Annotated in this window: 16 protein-coding genes; 9 read left to right on the top strand and 7 right to left on the bottom strand. The window is 47.0% G+C overall.

The features are described 5' to 3' along the window. The first annotated feature begins 4 nt into the window (after window positions 1-4). The 4 genes from MH215_RS15215 to cydC are packed head-to-tail and all read left to right on the top strand — an operon-like array spanning window position 5 to window position 6,179. Window positions 5-1,420: a cytochrome ubiquinol oxidase subunit I gene (locus tag MH215_RS15215; protein ID WP_239291236.1), complete on the top strand. Its 1,416-nt coding sequence runs from the start codon at window positions 5-7 to the stop codon at window positions 1,418-1,420. Continuing rightward, on the top strand, window positions 1,392-2,420 hold the full coding sequence (cydB, locus tag MH215_RS15220) for a cytochrome d ubiquinol oxidase subunit II (protein WP_239291237.1): 1,029 nt from the start codon (window positions 1,392-1,394) through the stop codon (window positions 2,418-2,420). The genes MH215_RS15215 and cydB overlap by 29 nt, the downstream gene beginning before the upstream one ends. A 1-nt stretch (window position 2,421) precedes the next feature. Beyond that, complete coding sequence (gene cydD, locus MH215_RS15225) at window positions 2,422-4,275, top strand: thiol reductant ABC exporter subunit CydD (protein WP_239291238.1); 1,854 nt, start codon at window positions 2,422-2,424, stop codon at window positions 4,273-4,275. 2 nt (window positions 4,276-4,277) lie between these two features. Next, a complete protein-coding gene (cydC, locus tag MH215_RS15230; protein WP_239291239.1) occupies window positions 4,278-6,179 on the top strand; it encodes a thiol reductant ABC exporter subunit CydC in 1,902 nt (633 codons plus the stop codon). Window positions 6,180-6,700: 521 nt separating this feature from the next. Here cydC and MH215_RS15235 read toward each other — a convergent pair. The 3 genes from MH215_RS15235 to MH215_RS15245 all read right to left on the bottom strand — a co-directional run bounded on the left by MH215_RS15235 (window position 6,701) and on the right by MH215_RS15245 (window position 9,276). Beyond that, entirely contained in the window at window positions 6,701-7,660 is a 960-nt protein-coding gene (locus MH215_RS15235; protein ID WP_056701816.1) for an MraY family glycosyltransferase, read from the bottom strand. A 183-nt stretch (window positions 7,661-7,843) separates the two neighbouring features. Next, complete coding sequence (locus tag MH215_RS15240; protein ID WP_239291240.1) at window positions 7,844-8,659, bottom strand: hypothetical protein; 816 nt, start codon at window positions 8,657-8,659, stop codon at window positions 7,844-7,846. Window positions 8,660-8,967: 308 nt separating this feature from the next. After that, entirely contained in the window at window positions 8,968-9,276 is a 309-nt protein-coding gene (locus tag MH215_RS15245; RefSeq protein ID WP_056701819.1) for an ArsR/SmtB family transcription factor, read from the bottom strand. A 154-nt stretch (window positions 9,277-9,430) separates the two neighbouring features. Here MH215_RS15245 and MH215_RS15250 point away from each other — a divergent pair, with 154 nt between their 5' ends. After that, window positions 9,431-9,805, top strand: coding sequence for a nuclear transport factor 2 family protein (locus MH215_RS15250; RefSeq protein WP_239291241.1), 375 nt, complete (start codon window positions 9,431-9,433; stop codon window positions 9,803-9,805). Window positions 9,806-10,797: 992 nt separating this feature from the next. Here the strand turns inward: MH215_RS15250 and gntK are convergent. The 4 genes from gntK to MH215_RS15270 form a co-directional block, all read right to left on the bottom strand. Continuing rightward, complete coding sequence (gntK, locus tag MH215_RS15255) at window positions 10,798-12,348, bottom strand: gluconokinase (protein WP_239291242.1); 1,551 nt, start codon at window positions 12,346-12,348, stop codon at window positions 10,798-10,800. Between the two features lie 78 nt (window positions 12,349-12,426). Next, a complete protein-coding gene (locus MH215_RS15260) occupies window positions 12,427-13,254 on the bottom strand; it encodes a carbohydrate ABC transporter permease (RefSeq protein ID WP_239291244.1) in 828 nt (275 codons plus the stop codon). A gap of 27 nt (window positions 13,255-13,281) precedes the next feature. Continuing rightward, window positions 13,282-14,211, bottom strand: a complete 930-nt coding sequence (locus MH215_RS15265) for a carbohydrate ABC transporter permease (RefSeq protein WP_239291361.1) — start codon at window positions 14,209-14,211, stop codon at window positions 13,282-13,284. A gap of 115 nt (window positions 14,212-14,326) precedes the next feature. Then, complete coding sequence (locus tag MH215_RS15270) at window positions 14,327-15,601, bottom strand: ABC transporter substrate-binding protein (RefSeq protein ID WP_239291245.1); 1,275 nt, start codon at window positions 15,599-15,601, stop codon at window positions 14,327-14,329. A gap of 346 nt (window positions 15,602-15,947) precedes the next feature. Between MH215_RS15270 and MH215_RS15275 the strand changes: the two genes are divergently transcribed. From MH215_RS15275 to MH215_RS15290, 4 genes are all read left to right on the top strand, one after another. After that, complete coding sequence (locus tag MH215_RS15275; protein WP_239291246.1) at window positions 15,948-16,697, top strand: GTP cyclohydrolase II; 750 nt, start codon at window positions 15,948-15,950, stop codon at window positions 16,695-16,697. 221 nt (window positions 16,698-16,918) lie between these two features. Continuing rightward, complete coding sequence (locus MH215_RS15280) at window positions 16,919-17,485, top strand: glycerol-3-phosphate responsive antiterminator (RefSeq protein ID WP_239291247.1); 567 nt, start codon at window positions 16,919-16,921, stop codon at window positions 17,483-17,485. Window positions 17,486-17,508: 23 nt separating this feature from the next. Further along, window positions 17,509-18,996, top strand: a complete 1,488-nt coding sequence (gene glpK, locus MH215_RS15285) for a glycerol kinase GlpK (RefSeq protein WP_239291248.1) — start codon at window positions 17,509-17,511, stop codon at window positions 18,994-18,996. Window positions 18,997-19,386: 390 nt separating this feature from the next. Next, window positions 19,387-21,045 carry a glycerol-3-phosphate dehydrogenase/oxidase gene (locus tag MH215_RS15290; protein ID WP_275446158.1) on the top strand — a complete coding sequence of 553 codons (1,659 nt, stop codon included), beginning with the start codon at window positions 19,387-19,389 and terminating at the stop codon, window positions 21,043-21,045. Window positions 21,046-21,089: the final 44 nt, after the last annotated feature.

A 21,089-nucleotide genomic window follows, 5' to 3' on the forward strand; every position in this document is an offset into this window, starting at 1 on the left:
CGGTATGGATCCGATCATGCTATCGCGAATCCAATATGCGCTCACAACGATTTTCCATTTCTTTTTTGTGCCGCTGTCCATCGGTCTAGTGCTGCTGGTAGCGATCATGGAGACGTTGTACGTCATGAAGGGAAAAGAAATTTACAAAACGATGGCCAAGTTCTGGGGCAAATTGTTCCTGATTAACTTTGCAGTTGGCGTCGTTACAGGTATCCTGCAAGAGTTCCAGTTCGGTATGAATTGGTCGGAGTACTCCCGCTTTGTTGGGGATGTATTCGGTGCGCCCCTGGCTATTGAAGCCTTGCTGGCGTTTTTTATGGAGTCTACCTTTATTGGGCTATGGATATTTGGCTGGGATCGTTTGTCCAAAAAAGTCCATCTGGCCTGCATCTGGCTGGTGTTTGTCGGCACCTTCTTATCGGCACTGTGGATATTAGCAGCGAATTCATTCATGCAGCATCCAGTGGGCTTCGAGATTAACAACGGCCGAGCCGAGATGAATGATTTCTTCGCACTGATTACCAATGGTCAGCTGCTCGTTGAGTTCCCGCATACGATCTTTGGAGCATTAATGACAGGAGCGTTTGTTGTAACAGGAATCAGTGCCTATAAATTAATGAAAAAACAGGACGTTGAGATTTTCCGCAAATCATTCAATATTGCGATCATCATCGGTCTTGTATCCTCCTTCGGTGTAGCCTTCTCTGGGCACTTCCAGGCACAATACCTGGTTGAGACCCAACCGATGAAAATGGCAGCCAGTGAAGGAACGTGGACAACAACAGAAGACCCTGCACCATGGACGGTGGTTGCTTTCATCGATCCGGAGAAGCAGGAGAATTCAGGGGAGATCAAAATCCCAGGATTGCTGAGTTACCTTTCCTACAGTACATTTTCGGGCAGCGTCAAGGGTATGAAAGAATTGAATGCAGAATACCAGCAGACTTACGGCCCTGGAGATTACATCCCACCGGTACGTACGACCTTCTGGAGCTTCCGCATTATGATTGCGGCAGGTGGTTTGATGATTGCACTGGCTCTATATGGTACGTACCTAGCTATGCGCAAGAAGCTGGAAGTGGCGAAGCCATGGTTTATGCGTCTCATGGTATTTGCCATTTCTCTGCCGTTTATCGCGAACACCTCCGGATGGATCATGACCGAGGTTGGACGGCAGCCTTGGACGGTATTTGGCTATATGACGACGGAGGCTGGTATTTCACCGAATGTATCGGCAGGTATGATCTTGTTCTCTACCATTGCATTCACGGCTGCCTACACCGTGCTAGGTATCGTGATGGTTTATCTGTTTGTGCGTGAGATCAAAGCAGGGCCATATGCTGTAGATAAGCCAGAAGATCAGGACGAATCGGCCGATCCGTTCGGCGTGGATGGGGGGTATTCCGTTGTCACTAAGTGAGCTTTGGTTTTTGCTGATCGCCGTGTTATTTGTCGGTTTCTTTTTCCTTGAAGGCTTCGATTTTGGTGTAGGGATGTCATCAGGTATCATCGCCAAGACAGACCGGGAGCGTCGTACACTCATTAATTCGATTGGCCCGTTCTGGGATGGAAACGAGGTGTGGCTGATTACGGCAGGGGGCGCCATGTTTGCGGCCTTCCCGCACTGGTACGCCACGTTGTTCAGTGGTTTTTACCTGCCGCTAGTTGTGGTGCTGTTAGCTCTGATCGGACGCGGGGTAGCATTTGAATTCCGCAGTAAAGTAAAGCAGCAACAGTGGCGCAAAACGTGGGATATCATCATCGTTGTATCCAGTGCTTTGCTGCCCTTCTTGTTCGGCGTTGTGTTCGCTACGCTGATGAAGGGTCTGCCGATTGATGGAGAGATGCAGCTTCGTGCAGGTTTTCTAGACATCGTTAATCCATATACGGTCGTAGGTGGTTTAAGTGTGACCTTATTGTGTCTAGTTCATGGACTATTATTTGTCTCACTGCGCACTGTTGGCGACCTAAGAGAGCGTGCTCTCCATACAGCGCGCCAATTGATGCTTCCGCTTGCGGCTATGCTTGCCATTTACGCGGTGATGACCTATCTTATGACCGATATTTTCACTGTACGGGGTTGGGCACTCTGGATCATGGTGATCCTTGGGGCAGCAGCACTGGCTTTAGCGAATTATTTCGTTCGTCAGAAACGGGAAGGCTGGGCTTTTGGTATGACGGGAGCTGTAATCGCGATTTCTTTTGCTTCGGTATTTATCGGTCTGTTCCCAAGAGTGATGATTAGTTCGTTAGGCTCTGCATTTGACCTGACCGTATATAATGCTTCCTCGGGTGGGTACTCCTTGAAAGTGATGACGATTGTAGCATGCACCTTACTGCCGTTTGTCCTTGGCTATCAGATCTGGAGTTATTATGTGTTCCGCAAACGCTTGAACGAGCAGCACCACCTGGAGTACTGATATGGGACGCGGGCTGATGAAGCTGCCGGGCATCCGGCCAGTACTAGCGCTGGCTTCAGCGCTGGTGCTGCTGCAGGCGATGACGATCATTATGCAGGCCAAATGGCTTGCACAGGCCATCACAGCTATGTTTGAAGGTTCATCCATAACAGAGCAATACTCGGTACTGCTGCTGTTCCTGGCTGCTTTTGCTGCCCGCTATGCTATATCTTACTGGCTGCAGCTTGTGACCTCACAGTATGCGGAGCGAACGGGAACCGATCTACGAAGACAGTTGGTGGAGCAATGGTTTCGGTTAGGGCCACGCTTTGCCAAGACGGAAGGTACAGGGCATCTGGTGACTTTGGCACGAGAGGGAATAGCCCAATATAAAACGTATTTGGAACTAATCATTCCTCGAATGTTAGGGATGGGATTTATACCGATTGTGCTGTTGTTATATGTGTTTAAATTGGACGTAATGTCCGGGGTGATTCTCATGCTGACCCTTCCTATTCTGATCACGTTCCTCATCCTGGTTGGTCTGGCTGCGCAACGCAAAATAGATGGTCAGTTCAGATCGTATAAAGCACTAGCCAATCATTTTGTCGATACCCTGCGTGGGTTAGAAACATTAAAAACCTTGGGACAGAGCGAGCGGCATGCACAGACAATTACTCAGGTTAGTCAGCGTTACCGCAAAGCTACAATGTCTACGCTACGAATGGCGTTTCTCTCATCATTTGCACTCGACTTCTTCACGATGTTATCGGTGGCTTCGGTGGCGGTTGGCCTGGGACTGCGTCTAACGGAAGGCCACATGCTGCTTGGCCCTGCGTTAACGGTACTTATTCTGGCGCCGGAATATTTCTTGCCGGTACGGATGGTCGGTGCGGATTATCATGCAACATTGGATGGTAAGGAAGCAGGAGAAGCAATTCATCGGATGATTGAACGAGGTAAGCAAGCTGAACGTGAGCAAAAACAAGCCTACGATCAGGTAATCTTGCATACCGAAAGGGAGAACAAGTCATCAGCAACGATGAAGTTTCATCTTGCAGATTCTCAGCGATCGGCAGATCGGCAGAAGCAATCAACCCAAGAGGCTGAGCCTCCAACCTACGATGGGCTATGGAGCAAGACGAGCCGGTTGGCGTTAACGGATCTACAGGTTCGACATGAAGAGGGTGCACCTCCTTCGCTTACGGACGTGACGTTTCAGGTTTCAGGCACGAGCAAAGTTGGCATTATCGGAGCCAGTGGAGCGGGCAAATCCACCTTGATTGATGTATTAGCTGGTTTTCAATTGCCCACCTCTGGTCGTATGGTCGTGGATGGGAGACCGATATCCCCAGATATGGTGAAGTCGTGGAGAAGTCAGACTGCGCTCATCCCGCAGCATCCCTATATTTTTAGCGGTAGTTTAGCGGATAACATTCGTCTCTATCGACCTGAGGCATCGAACGTAGAGCTGGCTGCAGCGATTAGTGCAGCAGGATTAAGTTCACTAGTGTCGTCATTGCCTCACGGAATGGATGAAATGATTGGTTCTGGTGGTCGACAGCTCAGCGGTGGACAGGAGCAGCGTGTGGCTCTGGCGAGAGCTTTGTTAGGTGCAAGACCCATGCTGCTGTTAGATGAACCGACGGCACACCTGGATGTCGAGACAGAATATGAACTGAAGCAGACGATGTTGCCGCTATTCGAAGACAAGCTAGTCTTCCTCGCTACCCACCGACTACACTGGATGCCACATATGGACTGGATAATTGTCATGGAAGCTGGAACCGTGGCGGAGACAGGCACGCATGCACAATTGATGGCTCGTCAAGGCGTGTATTATCAGATGATTCAGGCCCAGATGGAGGCGGTGTAAGGATGAGAGCTGGATATCAATCAATAGAGACGGAACGTTACCTCCGCTCGGAGAAAAAATGGGAGTGGATCACGCCTTATGTGAAGCAGTATCGTTGGAGGTTCGTAGGGGTCATAGCACTGGGCACGGCTGCGATGCTGTGTGCCGTATTATTGCTCTTCACTTCAGGATACCTCATCTCTGCATCTGCTCTTCGTCCTGAGAATATTCTGATGGTTTATGTGCCGATTGTAGGCGTACGTGCCTTTGGGATCTTCCGAGCGGTGTTCCGGTACGTCGAGCGATTGGCCGGGCATGATGCAGTACTGCGCGTGCTTGCGGATCAACGCGTGAAGCTGTATCGGATTTTGGAGCCACAGGCGCTATTTCTTCGTTCCCGCATGCAGACAGGAGATGTACTAGGGGCGCTTGCAGAGGATGTCGAGCGTCTTCAGGATATCTATCTGCGAACCATATTTCCAGCGATTACGGCGCTTGTGATCTACGGTGCTGCAGTGATTACTTTTGGTACGATAGATGTTGGATTTGCGTGCTGGATGGGACTATATATGTTGTTTCTAATCGGTGTATGGCCTGCGATATCACTCCAAGTCACCTGGAAGTTAAACGTGAGGCTGAAACGGGAAAATAGTAAGTTGTACACTCGCCTTACGGATGGCGTTCTTGGTCTAGGAGATTGGATGGCAAGTGGTCGTGCTACGGAATTTGTGCAACAACACGATGAAGCAGAGGTACAAGCAGATGCCATTCGTCGAAGGTTGCGACAGTGGAGAAGATGGCGTGATCTTGTCGCCCAGCTCGTCATTGGGCTTATGGTTGTGTCCGTCACGGTATGGGCGGGCGGTGAAGTGGCGGCGATGCAACTGCCTGCGGTTATGATTGCAGCCTTTGTTTTGGTGTTATTCCCACTCACGGAAGCTATACTGCCTGTGGCAGATGCTGTGGAGCACATTCCACAATATCGTGAATCGCTGAATCATCTGCATCAGCTTGAAGCTCATGAGGAGCAAGTCTTTTCAAAAAGGACGACGAAAGGCCAAGAGCAGGAGCAGGAGCAGGAGCAGGAGCAGGAGGATGAGAACGAGACGAATCGACGTATTCGCTTGCGCATAACTCCTAAGCTGAGAGCAGACATTGAGATTAACCGTGTCAGTTACCGTTATACCTCCAGTGATGCCGATGCTGTGCAGGAAGTGTCTCTCGATCTCCCCCAAGGGAAACGATTAGCCATTCTAGGACGTAGCGGTGGAGGCAAATCTACGCTTTTAAAGCTAATTCAAGGTGTAATCGTACCGACGAGTGGACATGTGCTCATCAATGGTTTAGCTGTGCCAACGCTTGGTGAAAACATGACGGATGCCATTGCTGTATTGAACCAAAGTCCACATCTATTTGATACAACGGTGGCGAATAACCTACGAATTGGGCGTCCGGATGCTACGAATGAAGAGATTCGGCAAGTGGCCGCACAAGTAGGTCTAGCTGAGCTGATCGAGTCTTTGCCACAGGCGTATGATACGCCGATGCTGGAGACGGGTTTACGTTTCTCGGGTGGGGAGCGGCAACGAATTGCGCTCGCACGGGTTCTGCTCCGTGAGACACCCATCGTTATTTTCGATGAACCAACCGTAGGGCTTGATCCGATGACGGAACGTGCACTAATGCGTACGATCTTAGACAGCATGCAGGGCAAAACGATGATCTGGGTGACCCATAACCTGATGGGTGCAGAGCAGATGGATGAACTTATTTTTATGGAAAAGGGAAAGATCGTCATGCAGGGTTCTCACGAACAATTGCTGGCAAGGGAAGAGCGCTACCGGCGGCTTGTTGAACTTGATCGACCCGGATGGGCAGACCGGCAGAAACGGGAAAGCCAATTATCACCTGTAGCTTCCAGATAAGATTACTGGAGGTGATCTGGTAGGGATGGTATGTATGAAGTGATAGATAAAAAAAAGGGCTGTCCCATAATGAAGTGCATCCCATATCATTACAGGCTATTATTATTTCACCTGTTTACGATATGGGGAGCACATCAGACGGGGACAGCCCTTTAGTTGCTTTTGAAATAATGAATCTGACACACGCTATTAACTATCATTTTTCCGGATCAGAGAGCTAACGAATCACAGAAACGTTATTTCGTAGATTCAGTCAACTTTGGAGAATTTAACACCGTTTTATGACAGGATAGCGATACAGAGATTCGTTAAATTTTGCATACGTAAATGATCGACCTGTTAAGATGCGGTAGGTTCGTTAGCACTTGGAGCGAACAGGAACATCTTTTGAGACAGCTCTATATGATCCATAGCTATCTGCTGGTTTGGACACTTCACCAATACCCCGACCTAGAAGGTATTCTGTTCTTGTCATAGTTAGAGTCACATAGGCGATAGCTTGTAGCTCAGCTTATTTTAATTTACGTTTCTACCAGCAGTAGAATAATAGACGATAGACAGAGGCATGTACTGATCAGATACAGGACAGCTACCACCTGTTTGTGATTTAAGCCTGCACGGAGAAGTCGGTAATGCGCCTGACTTGCATCTGCTTGATAGATTGCTTTGCCTTGGATGAACCGTTTGATGACAACAAAGATATTGTCAAAGATCGGCACGCCAAGCGCTAGAATTGGGATAAAGAGCGATAGTGTAGTGGCTTGCTTGAATGCTCCATCCAGAGCGATAACAGCCAGAATAAAACCAAGGAATGTAGCCCCTGCATCCCCCATAAATACTTTTGCCGGAGGTTTATTGTATTTAAGATAAGCCAAGGTTACACCCACTAGAATAATAGACATGAGCGCAGAATCACTCTGCCCTTTGACGACTGCAACGATGAACAATGTAACTGCCGAGATTGCCGATAATCCCCCCGCAAGTCCATCCATACCATCGGAGAAATTAATGACAGTAGTTACACCGAAGATCCACAGAATCGTCAGTATGAACTGAAGCCAGATGGGAAGCATGATGTACTCAGAATTCAGTGGGTTAACGAACCCAGTAAACGCAATTCCCGAAAGGAACACAAGCACAGCTGCAGAGATCTGAATAATCATCTTAGGTAGCGCAGGAAAGTCTTTCCCTTTGGTTTTGTACCAATCATCAATGGTACCAATCGTTAACAGAAGTATACCGCCGGCCACGAGAGCCGCCGTTTCCCATGAGAGTTCTTTGGTAAACATAATATATGTAAGGAAAAATCCGACGAATATCGCGTAACTAGCTGTTAGTGGAATAGGCTGTCTATGTAGTTTTCTCTCCACGTCTTCACGTGGCTTGTCTACAAAGTCCAGGCGATGAGCCAAACGACTGAGCGGCGGAATAAGCACCAGCACGACAGCAAAAGACAACATAAATGCCACAAGATATATCATAACTTCTCTTGGTTCACTCCTATCTTCACATTTCCTCTTATTATACGAGCTTGGCAGGAAATCTGTCGATGTCATTATTGTAACCAGTAAATTAAATGCGTGCCGGGCACTTCATGGGAAAATGACGCAGCAGGGTGCAAAAAGGCGGTAAAAGATGCACTTCAGCGAATTTTGAGAAACGCCCTAGCGACTCTGAGGCAGATACGGGGCAAAGTAACGATGGGCAGCATCTGTATTGTAGCCGTCATCTCCTTGCCAGGTTGCGACAAATATAAAGTCGCCGGAGCCGCCTTTGCCTCTTCTCGGCTTATCAGTGGGAACGAGCAGACCAGCTGCCGCCCAAATTTCTAGTAGTGCATCTCGTTCTTGTTTGCTGGAAGGAAAGAGACCTTTCCACCGCTTCTCAAGTGAACGAGCGCTATCCTTCGGATCCCCAGTCTGTGCAGCTTCCAGAAGGCTCACCAAGATGGCTTGATCTTCAGGGGTAACCTCGGAGATTGCATCAGTGTCCTTATATAGAAGCTCTAGATCCATCAGGCAGTAGAGGAGCCAGCCGTGGCGAACGCCACCCCACTTGATCCGTTCAAAATTCAGTACATTCAAATCTGCGTCTACGTATTCTTGATCCGATTGAAGTCGCAAGAAATTACAATCTCCGCAGGCACTAGTATTGGCGTGTACAGCTCGCCGCTCGAGATAGGTATGCAGAGGAAGCTGTGAAGTCAATGCCCAACTGGACAGGGCACTGCGTAAATGTACCTTTTTGGTGGACAAACTATGTAGAAATGCAGTAACCACTCGTTCTGGGAGTGTATCGTCTTGATGAATTTCATGCAATCGTTGCACAATTTCGTCATGCGTAATCGTCAGCGGGTCGAACATAACGCCTTGGCTCTTGGCATATTCAAAGTCTTCCCCCGAGAAGGGAGTGGACACGGATCTCCAGCCTCCGCCGCCCCAGAACGTACTCATCAGTATCTTAGCTGCTTTCTTGTCCATACAGGATGCCTCCTTATTGTAGATGTAATTCAAAAAGTCCGCTTTTGATTACGAAGAATGCCTGACGGCATCTCAGCATCAAATATGGAATTCAGCCGAAATAAGCGGGATGCTTACGAAGCTTGTTTCCTTCGGAAACAATGTAGTTGCTCACGTAGTCCTGCCTACGCTCCGCTACTCCATTTCTATATCCCATCTTCTCGGTACTGAAAACCGTCCTTTTTGAACACGAACTTATAGTAGATGTAATTCAATCTAGGCTTTTTGATAAATAGGTTACGTCGGTTAGTTTGGATCGGTTAGGTTACTTATTCTTCTGTTGTATTCAGAATCATGTCGACAAGACCAGGAAACTGCGTATTCAAATCGTCCTTTCGTAGGGAATAAAAGTGCTGTTTGCCTTCAATGCGTGGTTGAATTACACCAGCTTCACGCAAAATTTTGATGTGATGGGACAACGTGGATTTTGATATATGATCTACTTCGAAAGCGGAACAATTCTTCTCGCCAGAGCTGGCTAAACAATGTGCAATTTTCATGCGGATCGGATCACCGAGTGCATTACACACTGTAGTCAACTTCATTTCCGAAGCCATAGGAATAGTAGGAGTTCTCATAGTTATGACGTTATCATATTCAGCGTGTTCTTTCAATGTTCGAAAAAATTCGAACTAAGTATTGTTATAGATTGTAAAGTGTGTTACATTTCTTTTTGTTCATTTCGAAAAAAATCGAACTAAAATATAAAGTTAGTCTACTAGGAGGATTACAATGACCACATTATTAAACAACTATTTCCGCTTATTCGACGCTTCAAGAGCAGATGAGCGTGCGATGCAAGATCTATTGTCCCTATTTACACCTGATGCCGAGATTGTATTGAACGGAACGAGTAGAAAAGGGTTCGAAGGATTCATGAAGGCATTCTACGAGTACAATAGTGATGTCAAACATATGTGGGAGAAATGGGAGCTACAGCCGGACGGCAGCTATCAGACCAATTGGGCGGTATGCGGGCAGTCTGCGGACGGTAAGGTATATGCCAAAACAGGGATTGACATTGCCCGACTGAATGATGCGGGACAGATTATATATCTGGAGAATGTACAAGATGATAAAGATGCTTTTAGTAAATATAATCAGTAATGTGGGTTAATTATTGTCGTACAGCTAGGCTTTGCGTAGAAGCTATTCTTCGAATTTGCTTTTGATAAGAAAAGTAGGCCTAACGGAACGATCCTTATCAATTTTTGAAACTTAGCTGAATTAATCCTAAGAAGACTGCCTGCATAGGCAGTTTTTTTGTATGCTCTTCTTAGGTGAGCTTGAGAATTCGAGAGAGCTACTAGGGAGTTATGAGGTAATCGTAGCTGCTGTAAAAGAGATTCAACGAAGTTGTATGATATAATATGGACTAAATATATACATCGGAGGTCTGAATTGGATAAAAACATAAAGTGGGGATTAGTCATTTTGGCGATGGGGGCAGGTAGTTTTTTTCTATCGCGAACTTCTTATGATGTGTTGAATGTGATCTATGATGTTGCTGTTATTATAACGATTATCCTTATTTACGTTTTAGTTTTTAGGAAGAAAAAACAATAAAAGCCTGAAGAATGGATCCCAAAGGTTCATTAAAATGATGATTAGAATCACTATACGCAAGACGTACGCAAAGCGAGGACGTTAACAAGAGAGTGGGGTTAACATGTATCTTATCGCGCTGGTCACACTTGTTATTACAGGCTTGGTAGCCATACTGCATATCATATTTGATCTCAAGGCACTGGGCGATAGCATTGCTCTGTTCGTGAAAATATCTGATTTGTTGTTTTGGTTATCCTTATTATTCTTTGTTCATAAAATGCCCACGAAACAAGAGAAAAAGAATTCAAAGAAATCTTAAATTACGCTATGGTTAGTTAGGGAGTTATATCACCGTCATATGAGCGAGATAGCGTGCTTGAATTTGGATTATTGGATTACAAAAGGGTGACGAAGAGATCCTCTGCATAATAAGTATACTAAACACAACATAAATAACAGGCTCCACTGTTCATAAACAGGAAGCCTGTTATTTATGTTGTTCAGTTATTCATATAGTAGATATCCGTTCTTGTAGTAAGGTTCCTACTGTCCTACGGATGCATCGTTTTATTCTGAAAAGCAGCAATGTCCGCGTATTCTTCCTCGAACTTACGGGATATGCGGATGAAGATCGGCAGCAGTTCCCGATACACCCGAACATGCTCCTGATCTGGCTTATGCCGATGTGTCGAGCCAATCATATTGGATACAACGCTGAGAGAATCAATCCTTCCAAGAGCATACAGTCCCAGCACCGCTGCTCCAAGGCAAGAGCTCTCAATGCTCTCGGGAATGATTACATCCTGATCGAAGATATCTGCCATCATCTGACGCCAGAGCTCGGAACGAGCGAATCCGCCAGTGGCTTGAATTTTGGTGGGGCGACCAATCTTCTCTTCTATGGCAAGCATAACAGTATATAGGTTGAAGAGAACGCCTTCTAGTGCAGCGCGAATCATATGTTCCTTCTTGTGATGCAGCGTCAGCCCGAAGAAGGAGCCTCGTGCACTTGGATTCCAGAGCGGTGCGCGTTCACCTGTCATGTAAGGATGGAATAGTAACCCCTCCGAACCTGCAGGTACATTTTCCGCAACACGGGTTAGCACTTCATACGGATCAATCCCCAGACGTTTCGCTGTCTCAACTTCAGCAGCGGCAAACTCATCTCGAATCCAGCGGAAGATCACGCCGCCATTATTCACAGGGCCACCAATCACCCATTGATCTTCTGTAAGCGCGTAACAGAAGAAACGACCCTTGGGGTCAGTTACAGGTTGATCTACAACCGTGCGGATCGCTCCACTTGTACCGATGGTGACAGCGACAACCCCAGGATCAATCGCATTTACCCCCAGATTGGAAAGCACCCCATCACTAGCTCCAATGACAAATGGTGTGGTCACCGCAATCCCCATTTCTTTAGCATACTCTGGGTGTAGTCCCTGACGGAGCACATGTGTTGTCGGTACGAGATGGGATAGGTGCTTCGGCGTAATGCCTGCTACTTGCAGTGCTTCCTCATCCCAATCTAGCTTCTCCAGATTCATAAGCCCAGTCGCTGAAGCCATGGAATGATCAATCACGTATTGGGAAAATAATTTATAGAAAACATATTCTTTCATGGAGATCAATTTGTGTGTCTGTTTAAACAGTTCCGGTTGATCACGAGTGAGCCACATGATTTTGGTCAAAGGCGACATCGGATGAATGGGTGTCCCTGTTCGAAGATAAATGTCATGACCATTCATATCGGACTGGAGCACTTTCGTCCATTCGGCGCTGCGATTATCCGCCCACGTCATGGCTCGCATCAATGGTTTACCGTGTGCATCCACAGGCAGAATGCTGTGCATGGCAGAACTAAATGAGACAAATAGAATCTCATCCGGCTTCACTTTCGCCTTGGAGGTAGCCTGTTTAACCGATGCGATGACGGCTTGGAAAATATCCTCCGCATCCTGCTCTGCGATGGCAGGTGTCGGGGTGTGCAGCGGATAATTCGCACTGCCTTGAGATACAATGGTTCCATTTTGCTCGAACAGAACCGCTTTGGTAGAGGTTGTGCCGATATCTACGCCGATCATATAGGGTGAAGAAGCCATTTTGTCATCCCTCTTTCTGCGGTATTTATCTACAGATAAGAATATCAGAGTTGAGGGATGGATCAAAATGTATCATTCTTAGTCCTTCACCGCGCCTGCGGCAATATCTGAAATAAACTGACGGCTGATGAATAGAAACATAATGATCAAAGGGATGACGGCAAGCAGTGTACCTGCAATGACCATGGAATAATCCGTGTTGTACAGACCATTCAATTGAGAAAGGGCGATCTGTAGTGTATATTTTCGCTCATCTGTCAGTACGATCAAGGGCCACAGATAATCATTCCATACCCCAATGAAGGTGAAGGCGCCAAGGAAAGCAAAGGCAGGCCGCAAAATGGGCAGAGCGACATTCCAATACAAGCGGAAGAAGTTGCAGCCGTCAATTCGACCAGCATCCAGCAAGTCGTTCGGAATAGACTCCGTCGCATACTGGCGAATCCAGAATATACCGAAGGCATTCACCATGCCCGGAATAATGAGTGCTTTGAAGGAACCGACCCAGCCAAACGTCGCCATGAGCACGAAGGATGGAACCAGGGATAGCTGTGAAGGTACCATCATGGTGGCGATGAGCAGCACGAAAAGCCATTTTTTGCCCGGAAATTCAAACTTCGCAAACGCAAACCCTGCCAAAGAATCAAAAAACAGTACCAATATAGTGACCATTCCAGCTACAAATAACGTATTGAGAAAAGCACCCCAGAAGTCAATCTGCTGCAATACGCGCGTAATATTGTTCCACATCTCGCCCCCGAACCACAGCTTGGGTGGGAAGCTATAAATATCCGACGTTGTCCGTGTAGACATCACGATTAGCCAATAGAACGGGAACATGGAAATGATCATGCCCCCGATGAGTCCGATATACAACACTACCGATTTGAGAGATCTGGACGTCATGAGCACTACCCCCTTGTCATGGTCACATCAGGATGATTTGCCTTGAACGAGCTTCCAGTTCACTATTGAGAATAGAGCGATAATAAGGAACATTCCCCAACCTACAGCAGCACCATATCCAAAGTAATTGTTGATGAACGATTCGCGGTAGAGATAGAGGACAATCGTCATACCAGCAGCGCCTGCACCACCATCGTTGCCTACGAGAATCTGCGGTTCGGTAAATAGCTGCATGCCCCCAATAGTGGAGGTGATCACGGTAAACAGAATGACAGGTCGTAGCATTGGAATGGTGATTCGGAAAAAGGATTGAATTCCAGAAGCTCCATCGATCTTGGCAGCCTCATATAAAGTGTTGGGAATGCTCTGTAGTCCAGCTAGGTAGATGACGGCATTGTATCCTGTCCAGCGCCAGACAACCATGGATGATATGGCTACTTTAATGCCCCATGGTGCATTTAGCCATTCGACGACTGGAAGCCCGACCGATTGTAGCAAATAATTGAGGAAGCCATAGTTGTTGGCAAATAACGCGCCAAATATGATAGCGACAGCAACAATAGACGTTACGTTGGGGAGGAAGTAGCCCACCCGGAAGAGGGTTTTGAACTTCACAAACGGTGCATGTAGCAGGAAAGCTATGATTAAAGCAAAGAAGAGCATCGGAATTGTCGAGTAGATCCAGATCATGAACGTGTTGCCCACCGCTTGCCAGAACTCCACATCGGACAGCAGATATTTAAAATTGTTCAGCCCGTTATACGTCATGACTCCGATGCCATCCCACTTATGGAAGGCTAGGTATAGCGAGAAACCAATCGGAAATAGACCAAAGACAGCAAACAATAGGTAGAATGGAGAGATGGCAATATATAGTGCCCGATGCTGCCAGATGCGTGACAGGAGTGACTTCTCTTGATGCAGATCTGGACGTGCTGCCCCAGGGTCTGGATTCATTCGCGTCGTTTCGGTTGCGGCCATATCAATTCCTCCTTTGCGGATCACAATGACTTAGGTAAGACGATAATGTTACTTCAACGTTGATCAACGTGGTCAACGGAACCCAGCCAATTTATCGCTGTAATTCTCGTTCAACGCGCTGTACCGTATCTGTCCACACTTGCTGAGGATCACTATTTTGCTTCGCAATGTCATTCAACCGCCGAGTAATGATATTGTGTACCGATGGATAACGCTCCCCAAAGAAAGCATCCGGAACCTGCTGCGCTGAGGCAGCAAATACAGGCCCTGTCGCCTGCCCACCGAAGAAAGGCTCCTCCTCCTTCATAACCGGTTGATCAAATACCCCCGGTGCCGATGGGAATAAGTTTAACGTTTGATATTGCTCAAGTTGATTTTCAGGGCTTTGCAGCCAGTGAATAAGTTCAAATGCTTCTTGGGGATGTTCGCTGGATTTCAAAATAGATAGAAACGAGCCACCGTTATTACCATCACCGCCAGGTGCTCGTGTTACACGCCATTGACCCGTTGTATCAGGAGCAGCCTCCTGCAACACCTGCTTCATCCACACCGCACCGACAAATGAGGCAATCTCACCATTATTCATCGCCGCATTCCAGGTTGGCGTCCAGCCATCTGCATTGGCGAGCAGACCTTTTTGCTTGAAGGCTACCGCAGTATCCCAGCTTTTGCGCACGAGGGGGGAATCCATGCCGATAAATGAACCGTCAGGCCGGAAGTAACGCTCCGTACCTTGGGACAACACCTGGTTGTAAACGCTTCCAATATTATCGGTCAGAAAAACCTTGCCTCCGAATGCATCCTTAATCTTCTCTCCCGCTGCAGCGTAAGCATCCCAGCTATCCAATTGACGAGCAACCTCTTCCGGTTCTGAAGGGAGCCCGGCTTCCTTGAATAGATCAGCTCGATAAAATAGAGCGGTCGGTCCGGTATCCATAGGGAACCCAATCATCTGTCCACTTGGCGTGACGCCTTGTTTCCATTTCCACTCTAAGTATTGATCCTCTATCTCACCTGCTCCAAGGTCATACAAATTATAAAAGCGATCTTCACTAGGGAAAAGCTCCATGATCCAATCGTTTAGGGCTACGATATCCGGCTCGCCTGAGCGTGCAGCAAGTGTCGTCTTCAGCTTGGCTTTGAAATCACCGCCAATTTTCTGGGCAGTCAGCTCGATATTAGGAAATTTCTCTTTGGCCTTGGCAATCAGCTTGTCGTCGATGGAACGATTCCAATACCATAATGTAAGCGCCACCTTTTTGTTGTTCGCTGAATCGCTTGGTTCCGACCAGATGGAGCATCCGCTCACCAGCAGGACGCAGACCAGGATGACAGCTACCCAGCATGTTCTTTTCCGGCGGATCATGTGCATAACCCCCTCATCGATATGTTCAAGGCATAATGTTACTTTGGACTACAACATAAGTGTATGAGTAGTTTCTAAACTCATACCCAATATTCCTCGAATGAAACAATAATTTGTGACGATATAAGAAGTTGTTCGGAAAGTTCATTGCACTAATTTTTATCAGTTACTTTAAATTTAAAAGTTACTTGACACATGATAATTTTTATTCTAAACTAACTTACATAAAGTAACTAATGATGATAACAAAAATATAGATACGTACTGTATAATTTTCGAGTGATCCATTTTGGGATCTGTTACGAATGACTAAATACGATAAGATGGCTTAACAGGAGGAACGACCATGATTAATTCACATATTATAAAGCTACTTGCCCCTAAAATTCAGACTTTTCCGAGTGGAAAAGACTTCATATACCTCGTAGGACCGATTAAGCTTCCGGTCAACTTGGATGGAGAGACACACACATTCCAGTGGTATAGCTGGTTGAAGTCTGATCAAGCAATGGAAAGTGGCGAACTGATTGAATCACTCGCCTCGGCAGAGCTTGCAGAGCGTCAACAATCCAGCGTATTGGTATACGGTGATTTCGCTGAAGCACAAGAAGCCTTGATTCGGATGCATAGCATCTGTCATACAGGCGACATTTTTGGCAGCAAACGTTGTGACTGCGGCTTCCAATTGGAGCAATCCATGAAGATGATCGCTGCTCACGGTGCGGGTGCATTATTCTACCTTGCCAACCATGAAGGTCGCGGTATAGGTCTGTTCAGCAAAGCTATGGCTTATCTGTTACAAGAAGAAGGCTTGGATACGGTCGATGCGAATTTGCAACTTGGATTCACTGACGATTCACGTAATTATGATGATGCCATTGCTGTATTGCGTGCGCTTCGTTCAACACCGGTTACCTTGATCACGAACAATCCTCGTAAGCTTGCTGCACTACAAGAGGCAGGATTGAACGTGGGTGGACGTGTTCCGCTGTGGGGCGATCGTTCAGCCTTTAACGAAAAGTATTTGCAAACCAAAGTGAGCCGTTCTGGTCACTTGGCTGATGCAGATACGCTGCTTCCGCACGCACAAGCTTAACGTTTACGTTTAGGCTGATACCGTTTTTGGAATGATCGACAAGGGTTCCAATGATGGAATGCTTATCGTTAGAGTGAAGTGAGTTAAGGATAACTGCTGCTGTCGTCCCTTCTTTGCGAAGGGGACGGCAGCTTTTTTGGTTCTGAACAACATGCATAGCTTGCCGTTAACAGAGCATGGAATATACAATATAGGCATCTGATTTACGTAGGGGGAGCCGCATGCCTTTTCAGGGACAGCGTATTTTGCCAGCTGCCAAGAGTATGAAGCAATTTGAAGCGATAATTGAAGGACCATATCGATATGGGGTAATGTTAGATACCCATATTGCGCAGCTTCAGAGCTTGCTGGATGAAGCACGGCGGCGAGATAAGCAAATACTGCTGCATGCTGATCTGATCCAGGGACTCAAAAATGATGAATACGCTGCGGAGTATCTATGCCAGCACATTCGCCCAGCAGGGCTGATCTCAACACGAGCTAGTGTTATACAGAAAGCGAAGCAAAAAGGAATTACGGCCATTCAGCGAATATTCTTGCTCGATACCAATGCGCTGCAGAAGAGCTATCACTTACTGACGAAGACCCAACCTGATTTTATAGAGGTGCTGCCCGGCATTATTCCGCATATTATTACGGAGGTATCTAATCGAACAGGCATACCGATCATTGCAGGTGGGTTAATTCGTTCGGCTCACGAGGTGGAGCTTGCACTACAAGCCGGAGCAACAGCTGTTACGACGTCCAATACGGACTTGATCCGTCATTTTGGGGAATCGCTTACATAGTCATTAAATAGGAGGTTGTTTCGATGGAAAAATATATCATGGCGCTGGATCAGGGGACAACAAGTTCCCGAGCCATTTTATTTAACCGGAACGGAGAAATTGTGCATAGTGCTCAACAGGAGTTTCCGCAATATTTTCCTAAGCCCGGATGGGTTGAGCAAAATGCGAATGAAATCTGGAGTTCCATTCTAGCCGTTATGGCATCATGCCTTGCAGAGAGTGGAATCAAACCAGCCCAGATTGCTGGAATTGGAATCACGAATCAACGCGAAACGGTCGTTGTATGGGACAAAGAAACGGGACGTCCGATCTATAACGCAGTTGTGTGGCAGTCCATACAGACAGCTGAGATCTGTGATGAGCTAAAAACGAAGGGGCTAGGCGATCTCTTCCAACGCAAAACAGGTCTACTCATTAATCCATATTTCTCGGGAACTAAAGTGAAGTGGATTCTGGATCATGTGCCTGGTGCACGAGAGCGTGCAGAAGGGGGAGAATTGCTGTTTGGCACGATTGATAGCTGGCTGATCTGGAAGCTAAGCGGGGGCACACACATCACCGATGTATCCAACGCTTCACGTACACTCATGTACAATATTTATGAATTACAATGGGATGAAGAAATATTGGATATTCTAGATATCCCGAAGGTTATGTTGCCGGAAGTACGCGGATCTTCCGAAGTGTATGCATACACGACAGAATATCATTTCTTCGGTCATAAGATTCCGATTGCAGGTGCAGCAGGTGACCAACAGGCAGCGTTATTCGGGCAGGGTTGCTATACCAAGGGCAGTATGAAAAACACTTATGGCACAGGCTGCTTCATGTTGATGAATACAGGTGAGGAGCCTGTGCAATCCGACCATGGGCTTATTACAACGATCGCCTGGGGGATTAATGGTAAGGTAGAGTATGCCTTAGAAGGCAGTATATTTGTTGCAGGCTCAGCGGTGCAATGGTTGCGAGATGGCCTTAGAATGCTGCGTTCATCTCGAGATAGTGAAGATTATGCTGCGCGTGTTCCATCGACGGATGGTGTGTACATGGTGCCTGCCTTTGTTGGACTAGGTAGTCCTTACTGGGATAGTGAAGTGAAGGGTGCCGTATTTGGTCTGACACGTGGGACGACGAAAGAGCATTTTATCCGGGCTACGCTTGAAGCACTGGCCTACCAGACCAGAGACGTGCTTGCTGCAATGGAGACCGATTCAGGAATTGTAGTAAATGAACTGCGAGTAGATGGCGGAGCGGCAGCCAATGATTTCTTAATGCAGTTCCAAAGTGATATTCTGGGTATTCCTGTCGAACGCCCTACCGTGAATGAAACGACTGCATTAGGTGCAGCCTATCTGGCAGGGCTTGCTGTCGGTTATTGGAATAGCACGGAGGAATTGAAGGACCATGAGAACACGGAGCGAGAATTCCAACCGGTGATGGCACCTGAGCAACGAAACGAGCTATATGCAGGTTGGCAGCGTGCAGTAGCGGCAGCAATGGCTTTTAAATAAGTGGCAGTAGGGAAAAAATACATTTGCACTTTGTCATTAAACATATGGAATAACTTCTATTTACTAGTGGAAAATGATGCATAAATTACAGGGTATATCTTCCTGTGTAACGAAAACCATATACCCACTATTAGGAAAAGATAAGTCTTAGTGGATCAGTTTGAAAATACATCCTTGTCATTATGAAAAATTTAAAATTTTTTTGAATAATGTGTCATTTCAGGACTTCACGCCATTCAAAATGTGTGATAGGATTGGGTTACAAGTTAAAAAATGATGTCTGGAGATCGGGAGAGACCACGTACCGCTCAGCAATTGCTGTAGCGAATGACGTGGTCTTTTTTTTGTTCTTTTGCGGCTAAATATAGGGAATGAATGGGAGTGTAACGGATGACAGCTTCTTTCTCAGCGATAAATCGTACGGAATATTTGCAAGATATGGCGAATGCACATTTTGACATCTTGGTCATTGGAGGTGGCATCACGGGGGCAGGTATTGCACTAGATGCAGCCTCTCGTGGATTGAAGACAGCCGTTGTGGAAATGCAGGATTTTGCAGCGGGAACCTCCAGTCGCTCCACCAAGCTGGTGCATGGTGGTCTACGGTATTTGAAGCAGTTTGAAGTGAAGATGGTCGCTGCGGTAGGTCGTGAGCGAGCCGTCGTTTATGAAAATGGACCCCATGTGACCACACCGGAACCGATGTTGTTGCCGATCTATACGGCAGGCACTTTCGGTCGGTTCAGCACCTCCCTTGGATTGATGGTGTATGACCGATTAGCTGGGGTGAAGTATAGCGAACGGCGCAAGATGTTAAATGCCGGGGCAACAGCAGACATAGAGCCTTTATTGCGTAAAGAGGGACTGCTAGGCAGCGGACTTTACGTTGAATATCGCACGGACGATGCAAGGCTGACCATCGAGGTAATGAAGGAAGCGGTACGTTATGGGGCACAGGCTGTGAACTATGTAAAGGCAGACGGATTCATGAAAGAAAACGGTCAGATCATCGGCATCCAAGCGACGGATCAAATTCATGGTCATTCTTATCAGTTTCGGGCAAGCAAGGTCATCAATGCTTCTGGTCCATGGGTGGATGAGCTGCGTAAGGCGGATGGTTCGCGTGAAGGCAAGACATTGCAGATGACCAAAGGCATTCACTTAGTGTTCGACAGTTCACGATTTCCGTTAAGGCAGGCGGTTTATTTTGATACACCTGACGGACGAATGGTATTCGCGGTTCCACGAGATGGCAAAACCTATGTAGGTACAACAGACACTGTTTATACGGATGATCCGGCACATCCATTGATTTCTGAATCTGATCGAGATTACGTGATCCAAGCGATCAACGGCATGTTCCCTCAGATGAATATTCGTGCGGAGGATGTAGAGTCTGGCTGGGCAGGGGTGCGCCCGCTTATTCATGAGGAGGGTAAGGGGCCATCTGAGATTTCTCGTAAGGACGAGGTCTGGGTATCAGCTTCAGGCCTGATTACGATTGCTGGAGGCAAATTAACGGGATATCGTAAAATGGCTGAAATGGTCGTAGATTTGGCTGCCCGGCAGTTGGAGAAGGAAACAGGTCAATCGGTTAAGGCGTGCTTGACCAAAAAGATGCCGATCTCCGGAGGCCATGTGGACGGGTCTGCTGGATTCGAGTCCTATGCAGAACGTAAGATTAAGGATGGCGTTGCACTTGGTTTAGAGCGTCGTGCGGCTGAACGGCTGGCACGTACCTATGGCTCGAATGTGGACGCTCTCTATGATCGGATGCCGGCTCCACGGACAAAAGCAGAGTGGCATGGGTTACCACCGGAGCTGTTGTTAATGCTCAAGTACGCGATAGAAGAAGAGATGACTGTGACTCCTGCCGATTTCTTCGTTAGGAGAACGGGAGATTTATTTTTCCGTATTAACGAGGTCCGAGAGTGGAAGAACACTGTTATTTGTTATATGAGCGAACGTTTATTGTGGACAGATGAACAGACGGAAACATATAGGCAGGAACTGGATCGCTTGCTGCTGGAGGCATCTGGAAAAAAGTAAGGCAGGATTTCGACACTGGGGGTCGAATGGAACATGTAAGCGCG

Origin of the sequence: Paenibacillus sp. ACRSA, assembly GCF_022346845.1 — a bacterium.
In the GTDB taxonomy this organism is placed as follows: Bacteria; Bacillota; Bacilli; order Paenibacillales; family Paenibacillaceae; genus Paenibacillus.

Excerpts from the sequence above, each read along its gene's own strand:
- MH215_RS15265 (WP_239291361.1), bottom strand. The coding sequence starts at position 14,211 with ATGAATCCAGACCCTGGGGCAGCACGTCCAGATCTGCATCAAGAGAAG.
- cydD (WP_239291238.1), top strand. The coding sequence starts at position 2,422 with ATGGGACGCGGGCTGATGAAGCTGCCGGGCATCCGGCCAGTACTAGCG.
- MH215_RS15280 (WP_239291247.1), top strand. The coding sequence starts at position 16,919 with ATGCCTTTTCAGGGACAGCGTATTTTGCCAGCTGCCAAGAGTATGAAG.
- MH215_RS15275 (WP_239291246.1), top strand. The coding sequence starts at position 15,948 with ATGATTAATTCACATATTATAAAGCTACTTGCCCCTAAAATTCAGACT.
- MH215_RS15260 (WP_239291244.1), bottom strand. The coding sequence starts at position 13,254 with ATGACGTCCAGATCTCTCAAATCGGTAGTGTTGTATATCGGACTCATC.
- MH215_RS15240 (WP_239291240.1), bottom strand. The coding sequence starts at position 8,659 with ATGGACAAGAAAGCAGCTAAGATACTGATGAGTACGTTCTGGGGCGGC.
- cydC (WP_239291239.1), top strand. The coding sequence starts at position 4,278 with ATGAGAGCTGGATATCAATCAATAGAGACGGAACGTTACCTCCGCTCG.
- glpK (WP_239291248.1), top strand. The coding sequence starts at position 17,509 with ATGGAAAAATATATCATGGCGCTGGATCAGGGGACAACAAGTTCCCGA.
- MH215_RS15290 (WP_275446158.1), top strand. The coding sequence starts at position 19,387 with ATGACAGCTTCTTTCTCAGCGATAAATCGTACGGAATATTTGCAAGAT.
- MH215_RS15270 (WP_239291245.1), bottom strand. The coding sequence starts at position 15,601 with ATGATCCGCCGGAAAAGAACATGCTGGGTAGCTGTCATCCTGGTCTGC.
- gntK (WP_239291242.1), bottom strand. The coding sequence starts at position 12,348 with ATGGCTTCTTCACCCTATATGATCGGCGTAGATATCGGCACAACCTCT.
- cydB (WP_239291237.1), top strand. The coding sequence starts at position 1,392 with ATGGGGGGTATTCCGTTGTCACTAAGTGAGCTTTGGTTTTTGCTGATC.
- MH215_RS15250 (WP_239291241.1), top strand. The coding sequence starts at position 9,431 with ATGACCACATTATTAAACAACTATTTCCGCTTATTCGACGCTTCAAGA.
- MH215_RS15215 (WP_239291236.1), top strand. The coding sequence starts at position 5 with ATGGATCCGATCATGCTATCGCGAATCCAATATGCGCTCACAACGATT.
- MH215_RS15235 (WP_056701816.1), bottom strand. The coding sequence starts at position 7,660 with ATGATATATCTTGTGGCATTTATGTTGTCTTTTGCTGTCGTGCTGGTG.
- MH215_RS15245 (WP_056701819.1), bottom strand. The coding sequence starts at position 9,276 with ATGAGAACTCCTACTATTCCTATGGCTTCGGAAATGAAGTTGACTACA.